Annotated in this window: 11 protein-coding genes; 5 read left to right on the forward strand and 6 right to left on the reverse strand. The window is 74.3% G+C overall.

What is annotated here, in order from left to right; translation table 11 throughout:
* Positions 1 to 100 precede the first annotated feature (100 nt).
* The 5 genes from AC07FJ_RS09185 to AC07FJ_RS09205 all read left to right on the forward strand — a co-directional run bounded on the left by AC07FJ_RS09185 (position 101) and on the right by AC07FJ_RS09205 (position 5,788).
* Positions 101 to 1,909, forward strand: coding sequence for an ABC transporter substrate-binding protein (locus AC07FJ_RS09185; RefSeq protein WP_479047003.1), 1,809 nt, complete (start codon positions 101 to 103; stop codon positions 1,907 to 1,909).
* Positions 1,910 to 1,993: 84 nt separating this feature from the next.
* Entirely contained in the window at positions 1,994 to 2,953 is a 960-nt protein-coding gene (locus AC07FJ_RS09190) for an ABC transporter permease (protein ID WP_479048269.1), read from the forward strand.
* Positions 2,950 to 3,840 carry an ABC transporter permease gene (locus AC07FJ_RS09195; protein ID WP_479047006.1) on the forward strand — a complete coding sequence of 297 codons (891 nt, stop codon included), beginning with the start codon at positions 2,950 to 2,952 and terminating at the stop codon, positions 3,838 to 3,840. Before AC07FJ_RS09190 ends, AC07FJ_RS09195 begins: the two co-directional genes overlap by 4 nt.
* The gene (locus AC07FJ_RS09200) at positions 3,837 to 4,796 is read left to right on the forward strand and encodes an ABC transporter ATP-binding protein (RefSeq protein WP_479047007.1); all 960 of its coding nucleotides are present in this window, start codon (positions 3,837 to 3,839) and stop codon (positions 4,794 to 4,796) included. Before AC07FJ_RS09195 ends, AC07FJ_RS09200 begins: the two co-directional genes overlap by 4 nt.
* Before the next feature lie 8 nt (positions 4,797 to 4,804).
* The gene (locus AC07FJ_RS09205) at positions 4,805 to 5,788 is read left to right on the forward strand and encodes an ABC transporter ATP-binding protein (protein ID WP_479048272.1); all 984 of its coding nucleotides are present in this window, start codon (positions 4,805 to 4,807) and stop codon (positions 5,786 to 5,788) included.
* 21 nt (positions 5,789 to 5,809) lie between these two features.
* Here AC07FJ_RS09205 and AC07FJ_RS09210 read toward each other — a convergent pair whose 3' ends face one another.
* From AC07FJ_RS09210 to infB, 6 genes are all read right to left on the reverse strand, one after another.
* Complete coding sequence (locus AC07FJ_RS09210) at positions 5,810 to 6,772, reverse strand: bifunctional riboflavin kinase/FAD synthetase (protein WP_479047010.1); 963 nt, start codon at positions 6,770 to 6,772, stop codon at positions 5,810 to 5,812.
* Between the two features lie 42 nt (positions 6,773 to 6,814).
* Positions 6,815 to 9,583, reverse strand: coding sequence for a serine protease (locus tag AC07FJ_RS09215; RefSeq protein WP_479047012.1), 2,769 nt, complete (start codon positions 9,581 to 9,583; stop codon positions 6,815 to 6,817).
* A 122-nt stretch (positions 9,584 to 9,705) separates the two neighbouring features.
* Complete coding sequence (gene truB / locus AC07FJ_RS09220; RefSeq protein ID WP_479047014.1) at positions 9,706 to 10,605, reverse strand: tRNA pseudouridine(55) synthase TruB; 900 nt, start codon at positions 10,603 to 10,605, stop codon at positions 9,706 to 9,708.
* Positions 10,602 to 11,054 (reverse strand): 30S ribosome-binding factor RbfA, encoded by a 453-nt coding sequence (gene rbfA / locus AC07FJ_RS09225; RefSeq protein WP_361429129.1) that lies wholly within the window; start codon positions 11,052 to 11,054, stop codon positions 10,602 to 10,604. Before rbfA ends, truB begins: the two co-directional genes overlap by 4 nt.
* 64 nt (positions 11,055 to 11,118) lie before the next feature.
* Positions 11,119 to 11,412, reverse strand: coding sequence for a DUF503 domain-containing protein (locus AC07FJ_RS09230; protein ID WP_361429131.1), 294 nt, complete (start codon positions 11,410 to 11,412; stop codon positions 11,119 to 11,121).
* A gap of 147 nt (positions 11,413 to 11,559) precedes the next feature.
* Positions 11,560 to 14,649, reverse strand: coding sequence for a translation initiation factor IF-2 (gene infB, locus AC07FJ_RS09235; protein WP_361429133.1), 3,090 nt, complete (start codon positions 14,647 to 14,649; stop codon positions 11,560 to 11,562).
* Positions 14,650 to 14,698 lie beyond the last annotated feature (49 nt).

Here is a 14,698-nt window from a genome sequence, read left to right on the forward strand (position 1 = left end):
GCGTGCTGACGCCTCGTTGACGCGGTCCTACGGCGCTGGTACACCTCGGTTCACCAGCCGGCGCCGCCACGCGCACCCGCATCCGACGCGAGGTCAGCTCATGGTCACCATGGCTCCGCACCGCCCCCTCCGCCTGCTTCTCGCCTCGGGCGTCGCCGTCACCGCCCTCCACGCGCCGCCGGCCCAGGCCGACGACGCGGCGAAGAAGGTCCTCACGATCGCCGTGTCCCAGAGCGTGGACTCCCTGAGCCCCTTCCTCGCCCAGCGGCTGGTCTCCACCACCCTCCACCGGCTCACCTACGAGAACCTGACCAACTACGACGTCAGGGACGGCCACCCCGTCCCGGGTCTGGCCACCGCCTGGACGCCGTCGCCGTCCAAGCTGACGTGGACGTACACCATCCGCTCCGACGCGACGTGGTCCGACGGCAGGCCGGTGACCGCCGACGACGCCGCCTGGACGTTCGGGCGGATGATGTCGGACCCGGACGCCGCCACCGCCAACGGCAGCTTCACCGCCAACTTCAAGAGGGTCTCCGCGCCCGACCCCCGCACCCTCGTCATCGAGCTGAAGAAGCCGCAGGCCACGATGACCGCGCTCGACGTCCCGATCGTGCCGAAGCACATCTGGGAGAAGGTGAAGGACTTCTCCACCTTCAACAACGACAAGAGCTTCCCCATCGTCGGCAACGGCCCGTACCTCATCACGGACTACAAGGTCGACCAGTACGTGAAGCTCACGCCGAACAAGGACTTCTGGCGCGGGGCGCCGAAGTTCGACGAGCTGGTGCTGAGGTACTACAAGGACGGCGACGCCGCCGTCGCCGCGCTGCGCAAGGGGGAGGTCTCCTTCGTACCGAACCTCACCCCCGCCCAGGCCGCGTCGCTGCGCTCCGCCCCGCACATCGAGGTGAACGACGCGCCCGGCCGCCGCTTCTACGCCCTGGCCACCAACCCGGGCGCCCGGGCGAAGAACGGCAAGAGGTTCGGCACCGGCCACCCGGCCCTGCTCGACCCGGCCGTCCGCAAGGCGCTCTTCCTCGCCGTCGACCGCCGGACGATCGTCGACAAGGTCTTCCAGGGCCACGCCGTCGAGGGCGAGGGCTACATCCCGCCCCGCTTCGCCCCGTACTTCTGGAAGCCCGAGGGCGCGCGGAAGCGCGCGTACGACCCCGCCCAGGCGGCCCGGATCCTCGACGCCGCCGGCTACCGGAAGAACGCCGCGGGCAAGCGCGCCGGCAAGGACGGCAGACCGCTCGACTTCCGGATCCTGTGCCACGCCACCGACCCCAACGACAAGGCGGTCGCCACCTACCTCCAGGAGTGGTGGTCCAAGCTGGGCATCGGACTGAAGGTGGACTGCCTCGACAATGTCTCCGACCCCTGGCTCAAGGGCGACTACGACCTCGCTTTCGACGGCTGGTCGGTCAATCCCGACCCCGACTTCGTCCTCTCCATCCACACCTGCGGGGCGCTCCCGGCGACCCCCGCCGACACCGGCGCCACCGACAACTTCATCTGCGACCGCGCGTACGACGAGCTGTACGCCCGCCAGACGGGCGAGTACGACCCCGCCAAGCGGGCGGAGCTGGTCAAGCAGGCGCAGGCACGGCTGTACGACACCGGGTACATGAACGTCATGGCGTATCCGAACGCGGTCGAGGCGTACCGCACCGACCACATCCGGTCGATCACGACGATGCCGGAGGCCGCCGGCAACATCTGGGGGCAGGACGGCTACTGGAGCTGGTGGTCCGCCGAACCGGCGTCGGCCGCGCGCCGGGCCGGCGGGGACTCGGGCGGGACGGCGGGGGTCTGGTTCGTGCTCGGCCCCGCCGCGCTCGTCCTCGCCGCCGTCGGTGCCTGGGCCGCCGTGCGCCGCCGCGCCACCGCCGACGAGCGTGAGTGACCCGTGACAACCGCGAGCGCGAGCGCCGGGGCGGAGGCGGTCGTACGGCGCTCCCGGACGGCCGTCTCGTCCTACCCCCGCCATCTGGCGGGCAAGCTGGGCGGCGCGGTGGTGTCGCTGTTCGCCGTGCTCGTCACCAGTTTCTTCCTCTTCCGGATCATCCCCGGCGACCCGGTCCGGGCCATGACCCACGGGCGGCCGACCTCCGCCGAGCAAATGGCCACGCTGCGCAGGCAGTTCGGGCTCGACCTGCCGGTGTGGCAGCAGTTCACGGAGTACTGCGCCAAGGCGCTGACGGGCGATCTCGGCATGTCGTACCAGTTCCGCGCCCCCGTCGGGGAGCTGATCGCGAGCAGGCTCCCCGCCACGCTGCTCCTCACCGGTGTCGCGGTCGTCGTCTACTCCGCGCTCGGGCTGTGGCTCGGCACCCGCGCGGCCTGGCGCCACGGCCGCCTCGCCGACCGGGTGCACACCGGGGTCGCGCTGACGCTGTGGTCCGTGCCGTCGTTCTGGCTCGGGCTGCTGCTCATCATCGTCTTCGCCGTCGGTGTCGGGCCCGTCCCGGGGCTCTTCCCCACCGGGGGCATGGAGTCCGGCGGCGGCGAGACGGGGTTCGCGTACGTCCTCGACGTCGCGCACCACATGGTGCTGCCGGTGCTGACGCTGGTCGCCGTCGGGTACGCGCAGACGCTGCTGGTGATGCGCTCCTCGCTGCTCGACGAGATGGGCGGCGACTATCTGGTGACCGCGCGGGCGAAGGGGCTCCGCGACGCCGTCGTACGCCGCCGGCACGCCGTGCCGAACGCGCTCCTGCCCACGGTGACCATGGTGTTCATCAACCTCGGCCATGTGGCAGCCGGTTCGATCCTCGTCGAGACCGTGTTCTCCTGGCCGGGGCTGGGCGGGTTGTTCTACCAGGCGCTGTCCGTGCCCGACCTGCCGCTCGTCCAGGGCCTGTTCGTCGTCTTCGCCGGGGCGATGATCGTGATGAACCTCCTCGCCGACCTGCTGTACCCGCTGCTGGACCCCCGGGTGGCCCGATGAGCTCCTCCTCGCTGACCTGGCTGCGCCGCCGCGACTCCCTGGCCCGCTTCTGGCGCCGTTACCGTACGCACCGGGCCGGGCTGTACGGGCTCGGTGCCCTCGCCGTGATCGGGCTCGTCGCGCTGGCCGCGCCGCTGCTCGTCGGCGGGGACGTGCGGAGCGTGACCCGCGCGCCGGGGATACCGCTGGAGGCGCCGAGTGCGCGGTTCCCGCTGGGCACCGACCAGTTCGGGCGGTCGCTGCTCGGGCTGCTGGTGCAGGGGGCGCGGGTGTCGCTGGCCGTCGGGTTGCTGGCGGCGGCGCTGTCCGTCGCGATCGGCACGCTCGTCGGGGTCGTCGCGGGGCATTACGGCGGCTGGTTCGCGACGGTGCTGATGCGCGTGACCGACTGGTTCCTGGTGATGCCGTCGCTGGTGCTCGCGATCGTGCTGGCCACGGTCCTGTCCCGGAGCGTGTGGACGGTGATCCTGGCGATCGGCGTCACCAGCTGGCCCACCACCGCCCGGCTGGTGCGCGCGCAGACCATCGCCGTCGAGTCGCGCCCGTACATCGAACGGGCCAGGGCGCTCGGCGGCGGGCACGCGCACGTGATGCGCCGGCACGTCCTGCCCAACGTGATGCCGCTGGTGCTGGCCCAGACGACGCTGGGCATCTCCACCGCCATCCTGACCGAGGCGACGCTCGCCTTCCTCGGGCTCGGCGACCCGACCGTCGTCTCCTGGGGCGGCATGCTCCAGGACGCGCGGGAGGCGGGCGCGGTCTCGTCCGGGCACTGGTGGTACCTGGCGCCGCCGGGCGTCGCCATCGCGGCCGTGGCGCTCGCCTTCACGCTGTGCGGGCGGGCCATCGAATCGGTGCTCAATCCGCGGCTGGGGGTGGGGCGGTGAGCCTGCTCGACGTCAGGGACCTGACCGTCACCTACGACACGGGGACACCCGCCGTGCGCGGCGTCGGCCTCACCCTCCACGCGGGCGAGAAGCTCGGCATCGCGGGCGAGTCGGGCTGCGGCAAGTCCACGCTCGCGCTGGCCCTGCTGCGGCTGCTGCCCGCGTCGGCGCGGCTCGACGGGCGGATCCTGCTCGACGGCGAGGACGTCCTGACCATGGGGTGGGGCCGGCTGCGGGCGGTCCGCTGGGCGGGGGCGTCCCTCGTCTTCCAGGGCGCGATGCACGCGCTCAACGCGGTGCACCGCGTTGGCGACCAGATCGCCGAGCCCCTCCTCGTCCACCGCCTGGCGACGGCGGCGACGGCGCGCGAGCGCGTGGCCGAGCTGCTGGAGCAGGTGGGGCTGCCGGCCGCGCGGGCCACGGCGTACCCGCACGAGCTGTCCGGCGGTCAGCGGCAGCGCGTGATGATCGCCATGGCGCTGGCCTGCCGGCCCCGGCTGATCGTCGCCGACGAGCCGACCACAGCGCTCGACGTGATGATCCAGGCGCAGATCCTGCGGCTGATCGAGCGGCTCGTCGCCGAGCAGGGCATCAGCCTGGTGATGATCAGCCATGACCTGTCGGTACTGGCCGACACCTGCGACCGGCTCGCGGTGATGTACGCGGGCCGCGTCGTCGAGGAGGGCCCGGCGCGCGCGGTGTACGCGGCGGCCCGGCATCCGTACGCCCGCGCGCTGTCCGCCGCCTTCCCCCGCGTCGGCGACCCGGCCTCCCGGCTCGCCCCGCGCGGCCTGCCGGGCGACCCGCCGGACCCGGCCGCGCTGCCGCCGGGGTGCGCCTTCCGCCCGCGCTGCCCGGTGGCCGTGGAGGCGTGCGCGACCCATGAGCCGCCGCTGGTCGAGGTGGTACCCGGCCACCGCTCGGCCTGCCTCTTCCCCGTCGGGAGCCCCGCGTGAAGCCCCGCATGAAGCCCCGCGTGGACACCCTGCTGTCCGCCCACGGTCTGCGCGTCACCTTCCCGGCGCGGCGGCGCGGCGGCGCGCCCGCCCGTGCGGTGGACGGGGTCGACCTGGAGATCGGCGCCGGCGAGATCGTCGCGCTCGTCGGCGAGTCCGGCTGCGGCAAGACGACGCTGGCGCGCTCCCTGCTCGGCCTGGTGCGGCCGGCGTCCGGCTCCGTCACCTTCGCCGGAGCACCGCTGGAGTACCACGGCGCGGCCCTCAAGGCGTACCGGCGCCGCGTCCAGCTGGTCCTCCAGGACCCGAGCGGCTCCCTCAACCCCCGGCACACGGTGTACGAGGCGGTCGCCGAGGGCCTGCGGATCCACGGGTACGGCGGTGACGAGCGGGCCGCCGTCGCCTCGGCGCTCGCCCGGGCCGGGCTGCGGCCGCCGGAGCGGTTCTTCCTGCGCTACCCGCACGAGCTGTCCGGCGGTCAGCGGCAGCGCGTGGTCATCGCCGGGGCGCTGGTCCTGGAGCCCGAGCTCATCGTCGCCGACGAGCCGGTCGCCTCGCTCGACGCCTCGGTACGCGGGGAGATCCTGGCGCTGCTGCTGCGCCTCCGGGACGAGCTGGGCCTCTCCGCGCTCGTCGTCACGCACGACCTGGGGCTGGCGTGGAACATCGCGGACCGGGTGGCGGTGATGTACCTGGGGCGTGTCGTCGAGACGGGCCCGGTCGAGGAGGTGCTGTCGGCCCCTCGCCACCCCTACACCCGCGCCCTGCTGTCCGTCCTGCCGGAGTCCCCCGGCGAGCCGGTGCTCCTCACGGGCGAGCCCCCGGACCCCGCCCGCATCCCGCCCGGCTGCCGCTTCCACGCCCGCTGCCCGGTCCTGGCCTCACCGGAGGCCGCCCGCCCCGGCCTCGCGGACGCCTGCCGGACCCGGGACCTGCCGGTCCTGCCGGGGCGCGGGCGGGGGGCGGCGTGCCACTGGGCGGCCGACGACTGACGGCCCGGGCCGCGCGCAGTGCTACGCGGCCGGGGCGCCGTCGTGCGCCGACGTCAGTTCGCGGCAGCGCTCCACGTCCGCCGCGATGGCCTCCAGCAGCTCCTCGATGGAGCCGAACTTCTCCTGGCCGCGCACGTACGCCAGGAAGTCGACGGCCACGTGGAGCCCGTACAGGTCCAGGCCGACGCGGTCGATCGCGTACGCCTCGACCGTCCGCTCCGTGCCGTTGAACTGGGGGTTCGTGCCGACGGAGATCGCCGCCGGCATGCGCTCCTCCCCCACGACGAGCCAGCCGGCGTAGACGCCGTCGGCGGGGATCGCGGTGTGCGGCAGGGTCTCGACGTTGGCGGTGGGGTAGCCGAGCTCCCGCCCGCGCTGGGCGCCGCGCACCACCACGCCCTCGACGCGGTGCGGGCGGCCGAGGATCTCGGCGGTGCCCTCGATGTCGCCGGCGGCGATCAGGCGGCGCGCCAGCGTGGAGGAGAACGGCTCGCCGCCGCCCGCCTCGCCACTGACGAACAGGTCGACGACCTCGACCTCGTAGTCGTACGTGGAGCCCAGCTCGGCGAGGTAGGCGACGTCGCCGGCGGCCCGGTGCCCGAAGCGGAAGTTCGGGCCCTCGATGACCGCGCGGGCGTGCAGTTTGTCGACGAGGACCTTCACGATGAAGTCGGCCGGCGACAGCTGCGAGAACTCGGCCGTGAACGGCAGGACGAGTACGGCGTCGACGCCGAGCCCCTCCACCAGTTCGGCGCGCCGGTGGTGCGGCGCGAGCAGCGGCGGGTGGCTGCCGGGGCGGACGACCTCGGAGGGGTGCGGGTCGAAGGTGACCACGACGGACGGGACGCCGAGCTCGCGCGCCCGCTCGACCGCCCGCCCGATGATCAGCTGGTGCCCGCGGTGGACCCCGTCGTAGGAGCCGATGGTGACGACGCTGCGCCCCCAGTCCTGGGGGATGTCCTCCAAGCCACGCCAGCGCTGCACTGTGACCGCTCCTCGCCCGAACCTGTGTACGTCATTGACGGATTACGCAGGTCTAAGACTGCCATGCCGATGGCTTCCCGCCCGCATCGGCATCGGGGTGACGAGCCCTTCGACCATGCGCCGCGCGCTCGGCCCCACCAGGAACACCCACTCCTCCGGGTCCCGGGCCAGCCATCCCGCGACCAGCGCCGCGAAGCCGGGCACTTGGCGGGCGAGCTGGACGAGGTGCCCGTCGAAGCGGGTCGCGCCCTCGGGGGTACGCACCGAGAGGGCGCCCGCGCGCCGCACCAGCTCGCGCACGCGCTCCTCCGGCCACCGCTCCGCGCCCAGCGCGGCGGCTCGCAGCAGCGCCTCCGGTTCGCCCGGCAGGCCCGGCCCGCGCGGCTCGCGTGTCAGCAGGTCGAGGGCCGCCTCGTGGAGGGCGGGGTCGCCGGGGCGGGCGAGCAGCGCGAGGGCGGCGTACCGCAGCAGCTCGCGGTCGGCGGCGGCGGTGGCGTGCGCGGCGACGAGCCGGCCGTACGTGGCGGCGGCGGCGCGGCGGGCGGGGCGGGCGTCGTCGTGGGCCCAGCGGTCGACGGCGCGGCACAGCGCGGACGGCTCGTCCTCGGCGAGGGCGGCGAGCAGCTGTCGGGCTCGCGGGTGGGCGGTGGTGACGAGCGCCTCGCACAGGTCGTCGACGGCCGGGCCCCGGTGCGCGTACAGCAGCGCCTGCGCGGCCCCGGCGACGGTGAGCCGCACGGACCGCGTCCGGGAGCCGGGCTCGGCGGGCAGGGGCCGCTCGTCGGTGAACCAGCGGCAGAGCAGCGGCTGCACGCCCCGCGGGTCGGCCACGAGCCGCGCGGCGGCGGCGTCGAGGAACCGCGGGCCCCCCGGCCCTCCGGGCGGGCCGTCCGCCGGGACCAGGCGCCGCAGCAGGTCGAGGCGCTCGTCCTCACCGATCCGCAGCCGCACCCAGAAGTCGGGCCCGAACGCGGTGGCTGCCTCGCCAGGCGCGTCGCCGATCCGGTCCGCCAGCTCCCGCAGCGCCCCCAGGTACCCCCGCGCGTCCGGAAGCGCGAGCAGGGCCCGCGCCGCCAGGCCCGCCGTACGGGCCTCGCCGTCGGGCGCCCGCAGCGCCGCGTCCAGGTCCAGGTGCGCGGCCCGGAGCCACTCCCCCAGCTCCTCGTGGCCGAAGCGGTAGCCGGACCCCACGGGGACGAGGAGGCCTTCGGCGAGGACCGCGGACGCCCAGCCGCCCTTCCAGGGGAACAGCTCCTCGAACACCGCCCGGTCCACCTCCGGGTCCGGGCAGCGCCGCGCCACCTCGTGGACCCGCCCCGCCACCCGCGCCGCGAGCCGCCGCACCCCGGTTCCGCGCACCGGCGGCCGGGAGGCGTCCGCGACCCGGACCGCGACGCGCAGGCACACCAGGTCGAGGTACGCGGCGAAGATCTCGTCCCGCCGGGCCCCCGCGACCGCGCCGCCACCCATCGCCTCCCGCACCTCGGCGAGCAGCCGCAGCGCCAGCGGGTGCCGGGCGTCGCCGTCCGCGACGGCGTCCGCGGGCAGCCCGTACCGGGCGCGCGCCCAGCGCGCCTCCCGCTCGGTCAGGTCGCCGAGGCGCACGCACCGCGCCTCCCCCGCCGGGTAGGGCGCACGGACGTGCTCCCACTGCTCGGGGCGGCAGGCGACCGCGAGCCGGGCGCCGTGCGCACGCAGCCACGCCGCCGTCCCCTCGGTCCAGGCGGGCGTCGGCTCGTCGGGGGTGTCCAGGAGGACGAGCAGGGGGTGGCCCGCCGCGCGGGCGAGCCCCGCCACCCGCTCGGGCGTGGCGGCGGCGGAGTCGTCCCACAGGCCCGGCCGCCCGCTCGCGGCGACGGCGCGGGCGGCGCGCCGCAGGGCCCGCGCCAGCCCGTCCCCCACCGAGGTGTCGTCCGGCCGCAGGTCGGCGGCGCGCACCCACAGGCTGGGCGCGGGCTCGGCGCCGCGGGCGCGGCGCGCGGCCAGGGCCGCGAGTTCGGTGGTGCGCCCGCTGCCGGGCTCGCCGACCAGCCCCAGCAGCAGCGCGTCCGGCGAGGCGGCGAAGAGCTCGTACGCCCGGGCGGCCCCGGCCCGCTCGACCGGCTCCGGCCAGGCGCTGCCGCCGGAGTCCGGGTCTCCGGAGGCGGCGGCCAGCTCCAGCACGCCCGCCGGGTTGAGGTCGCGGCCGTACGCCGGGACGGTGGCGGCGCTGCGCCGCAGCAGGGCGGCGAGCGGCCCCGCGGGGTCGCGGGCGGCCATCGCCGCCAGGGGGACGGCGAAGCCGGCCGCGCGCCGCTCGGCGTGGAGCGCGGTGGCCAGGACGCCGAGGACGGCGCCGGTCGCCGCGTCGAGGACGGGCCCACCCGCGGCCTCGCCGCCCCGGCGCAGCGCCTCGCTGCCCTCGGTGCCGACGGCGAGCTCCAGGACGCCGCCGAGCCGGTGGAACCGGTCGGTGGCGGTGTAGGTGACGTCGGCGGGCCCGAGGACCCGCGCCTGGCGCCAGCCGCCCGCGGCGATCCGTACGTACGTGCCGGGCTCGACAGCCGGGCGCTCGGCCAGCGGCAGGGGGCGCGCGCCGAGCCCCGCGCCGCGTACGAGGGCGAGCGCGGCGCCCGGCAGCGGCGTGATGGCGTCGGCCTCGGCGACGCACGTCCGGCCGCCGGGCCCGAGCAGCACGACCCGCCGCAGGCCGTCGACGGCCTCATGGCTGGTCACGACCGTGCCCAGGTCGTCCGCGACGAAGCCGGTGCCGCGTGGCCGGCCTCCCGCGTCACAGATGTGTACGAGCGTCGCACCGTCCCCGCGTTCCATGGCTCGACGGTAGGACGGCGATGATCACCTCGAGAAGAACGCGCGGCAAACGCGCCCCCGGGTGCTCCCCGTGTTCACTTCGAGCGCCTCGCCAAGTGGGTGAAACACCGGGGGCGAGGGTGTCAGGCGAAGACCGCGAGGCTCTTCGCCTTGCCGCCCTTCTCCTCCACCAGCGCGAGGAACCGGCCGTCGGGCCCGAACACCGCCACCGGGGCCGCCTCGAACGCCGGCATGTCGATCCGTACGCCGTTGAGCAGCAGCTTCGCCCGCCGCTCGTCCACGTCCCAGCGCGGGAACGCCGCGGCCGCCGCCTCGGCGATCGGCATCACCGTCAGCTCCTCCTGGAGCTGGTCGAGCGTGCGCGCCGTGTCCAGCTTGTACGGGCCCACGCGGGTGCGCCGCAGCGCGGTGAGGTGGCCGCCGACGCCGAGCCCGGCGCCCAGGTCGCGGGCGAGGGCGCGGATGTACGTACCGGAGGAGCAGACGACGGAGACGACGAGGTCCACGACGGCCGTGCCGTCCTCGGCGACGGCCTCGCGCACGTCGTACACCTGGAAGGAGGAGACCGTCACCGGCCGGGCCGGGATGTCGAACTCCTCGCCGCTGCGCACGCGCGCGTACGACCGCTTGCCGTCGATCTTGATGGCGCTGACCTTGGACGGCACCTGCATGATGGCGCCGGTCAGCTTGGCCACCTCGGCGTCGACGGCCTCGCGGGTGACGGTGGACGCGTCGGTGGACGAGGTGATCTCGCCCTCCGCGTCGTCGGTGATGGTGTTCTGCCCGAGGCGGATGGTGCCCAGGTACTCCTTCTCGGTCAGCGCGAGGTGACCGAGGAGCTTGGTGGCCTTCTGGACGCCGAGGACGAGGACCCCGGTGGCCATCGGGTCGAGCGTCCCCGCGTGTCCGACGCGGCGGGTCTTGGCGATCCCGCGCATCTTGGCGACGACGTCGTGCGAAGTGAAGCCGGACGGCTTGTCGACGATGACAAGGCCGTCCGGCGTCGTGGTGTGCTGGCTCATTCGGCGGCGGCGTCCTCGTCCTCGTCGTCGCCCGGCTTGCGGTAGGGGTCCGCCTCGCCCGCGTACGCGGCGCCGGAGGCCGCCTCGCGTACCGCGGCGTCCGAGGCGCGGGCCACCTCCAGCAGGTCCTCGATGGTCTTGGCGGTCTCGGGGAGGGCGTCCGCCACGAAGGTCAGCGTGGGCGTGAACTTGGTGCCCGCCGCCGCGCCGACGGCGGACCGCAGGACGCCCTTGGCGCTCTCCAGACCCGCGGCGGCGGCCTTGCGCTCCTCTTCGTCGCCGTACACGGTGTAGAAGACGGTCGCCTCCCGCAGGTCCCCCGTGACCCGGGTGTCGGTGATGGTCACGTGCGTTCCGAGCCGCGGGTCCTTGATCCCGCGCTGGAGCTTCTGTGCCACCACCTCCCGGATCAGGTCCGCCAGCTTCTTCGCCCGCGCGTTGTCGGCCACTGGTCCGTCTCCTCTTTCTTGCGCCGTACGGTGTCGTCCCGCACGTCTGGCGCCCTTTGCACGATCAGTCTTCGTCGGTGTGCAGCCGCCGCCGTACGGACAGCAGCTCCACCTCGGGCCGGGCGGCGACCAAGCGCTCGCACCGGTCCAGTACCTCCGTGAGATGCCCGACGTCCCCGGAGACCATCGCCAGGCCGATCTCGGCCCTGCGGTGGAGGTTCTGGCCCCCGGTCTCGGCCACGCTCACCGCGTACTTGCGCTGGAGCTCGGCGACGATCGGGCGGACGACGGAGCGCTTCTCCTTCAACGACCGTACGTCGCCGAGGAGCAGGTCGAAGGACAGAGTCCCCACATACATGTATGTCCGGATGTCCCGCCGGTTCGGGTTCGATGGCCCTGCCGTCCAGTTGTCACTTGGCAGGGACACAAGAACCGTACACGGAACGGCCGGGGCCGATCGACGGATATTCCTCCGCCGACCGGCCCCGGCTCACCGCTCCTGTGATCAGGCGCGCGGCTTCTCGCGCATCTCGTACGTCGCGATGACGTCGTCGACCTTGATGTCGTTGAAGTTTCCGAGGTTGATACCGCCCTCGAAGCCTTCGCGGATCTCGGTGACGTCGTCCTTGAAGCGACGCAGACCCTCGATGTTGAGGTTCTCCGCGATGACCTTGCCGTCGCGGATGAGGCGCGCCTTGGTGTTGCGCTTGACCTCGCCGGAGCGGATGAGGACACCCGCGATGTTGCCCAGCTTGGACGAGCGGAAGACCTCGCGGATCTCCGCCGTACCGAGCTCGACCTCTTCGTACTCCGGCTTGAGCATGCCCTTGAGGGCCGCCTCGATCTCCTCGATGGCCTGGTAGATCACCGAGTAGTACCGGACGTCGACGCCCTCGCGCTCCGCCATCTGCGCGGCACGGCCGGCCGCGCGGACGTTGAAGCCGATGACGATGGCGTCCGAGCCCATGGCCAGGTCGATGTCCGACTCCGTGACCGCACCGACACCGCGGTGCAGGACGCGGATGTCGACCTCTTCGCCGACGTCCAGCTGGAGCAGGGACGACTCGAGCGCCTCGACCGAACCGGAAGCGTCACCCTTGATGATGAGGTTGAGCTCCTGGATCTGGCCGGCCTTGAGCACCTTGTCGAGGTCCTCGAGGGACACCCGGCGGGTGCGCTTGGCGAAGGCGGCGTTGCGCTCACGCGCCGCGCGCTTCTCGGCGATCTGGCGGGCCGTGCGGTCCTCGTCGACGACGAGGAAGTTGTCGCCGGCACCCGGGACGTTGGTGAGACCCAGGACCAGGACGGGGGTCGACGGACCCGCTTCCTCGACGTTGTTGCCCTTGTCGTCGAGCATCGCCCGGACGCGGCCGTACGCGTCGCCGACCACCATGGTGTCGCCGACCCGCAGGGTGCCGCGCTGGACCAGGACGGTCGCGACGGCGCCGCGGCCACGGTCGAGGTGCGACTCGATGGCGATGCCCTGCGCGTCCTGCTCCGGGTTGGCCCGCAGGTCGAGCGAGGCGTCGGCCGTGAGGATCACGGCCTCCAGCAGCGAGTCGATGTGCAGACCCTGCTTGGCGGAGATGTCGACGAACATGGTGTCGCCGCCGTACTCCTCGGCCACCAGGCCGTACTCGGTCAGCTGACCGCGCACCTTGACCGGGTCCGCGCCCTCGACGTCGATCTTGTTGACCGCGACCACGATCGGCACGTCGGCCGCCTTGGCGTGGTTCAGCGCCTCGATCGTCTGGGGCATCACACCGTCGTTCGCCGCCACCACGAGGATCGCGATGTCGGTGGACTTGGCACCACGGGCACGCATGGCGGTGAACGCCTCGTGACCGGGGGTGTCGATGAAGGTGATCTTGCGCTCTTCGTCGTTGACCTGGGTCGCGACCTGGTACGCACCGATGTGCTGGGTGATACCGCCGGCCTCGCCCGCGACGACGTTCGTCTTGCGGATCGCGTCCAGCAGTCGCGTCTTACCGTGGTCGACGTGACCCATGACGGTCACGACCGGCGGACGCGGCGCGAGGTACTCCTCGCCACCCTCGTCCTCGCCCCACTCGAGGTCGAAGGACTCGAGCAGCTCGCGGTCCTCCTCCTCCGGGGAGACGATCTGAACCGTGTAGTTCATCTCGTCGCCGAGGAGCTGCAGCGTCTCGTCGGAGACGGACTGCGTGGCGGTGACCATCTCGCCGAGGTTCATCATGACCGCGACGAGCGACGCCGGGTTGGCGTTGATCTTCTCCGCGAAGTCGGTGAGGGACGCACCGCGCGACAGGCGAACGGTCTCGCCGTTGCCGCGAGGCAGCATCACGCCGCCGACCGACGGGGCCTGCATGGCCTCGTACTCCTGGCGCCTCTGCCGCTTCGACTTGCGACCGCGACGCGCGGGACCGCCGGGGCGGCCGAAGGCGCCCTGCGTGCCACCACGGCCACCGGGACCGCCGGGACGACCGGCGAAGCCGGGACGGCCACCGCCGCCACCGAAGCCGCCGCCACCCGGACCGCCGGGACGACCGCCGCCGCCACCGCCACCGGGACGGCCGGCGAAGCCGCCGCCGCCACCACCGGGACCGGCGGGACGACCGGCGAAGCCGGGACGACCGCCGCCGCCGCCCGGACGGGCACCGCCCGCGGGACCGCGACCGGCGCCACCGGGGCCCGGACGCGGGCCGGCGGCCGGACGCTGCGGCATCATGCCCGGGTTCGGGCGGTTACCGGCGGGGCCGCCACCCGGGCGCGGGGCCTGGGGACGCGGCATGGAGCCGGGCGTGGGACGCGGGCCACCGGGACCGGCCTGCGGACGGGGACCGCCCTGACCGGCGCCCTGCGGACGCGGACCACCGGCGCCGGGCGCACCGGCACCCGGACGCGGGGCACCACCGGGACGGGGCGCCTGCGGGCGCGCCATGCCGGTCGAGCCGCCGGAGGTGAAGGGGTTGTTGCCCGGACGCGGACCCGCGGGACGGGCACCGCCCGGACGCGGGGCCTGGCGCTCGCCACCGGGGCGCGGGGCGCCGGGACGGGAGCCGCCCTGACCGGAGCCCTGGCCGGGCCGTGCGGCCGGACGGGGACCGGGGGTGGCGCCACCGGGACGCTGACCGGCGGCCGGAGCCGACGGGGGCGCGGTGAACTCCGGGTTGGACGGAGCCGGGGACGCGGGCGCCGGCTTGGGCGCCGCGGGGGCCGGCTTCGGGCCCGGGGTGGGACGCGGGCCGGGGGCCGGCGTCGAGGGCTTCTCGGCCGCCGCGGGCTTCGGCGCGGGGGCGCCGGGCTTCGGGGCAGCGGGACGAGCCGCCTGCGCCGGGGAGGGCGCGGGGGCGGCGGAGGCGCCTTCGGTGCGGCTCGGCGCCGCGGGGGAAGGCTTGGCAGGCGCGGCCTTGCGGGGCGCGCCGGGCTTGGCTGCGGACTTGCCGGCGTTGCCGCCGGGCCCCTGCAGCGCGTCAGTCAACTTGCGTACAACCGGCGCTTCGATGGTCGAAGACGCCGAACGGACGAATTCACCGAGTTCCTGGAGCTTGGCCATGACGACCTTGCTCTCTACACCGAACTCCTTGGCGAGTTCGTATACCCGGACCTTAGCCACTTCGCTCCTTTTAGGTCCGGGTTACCGCCGGACCGTCGCTACTTCATGG

Source organism: Streptomyces sp. NPDC045998, from assembly GCF_056430285.1.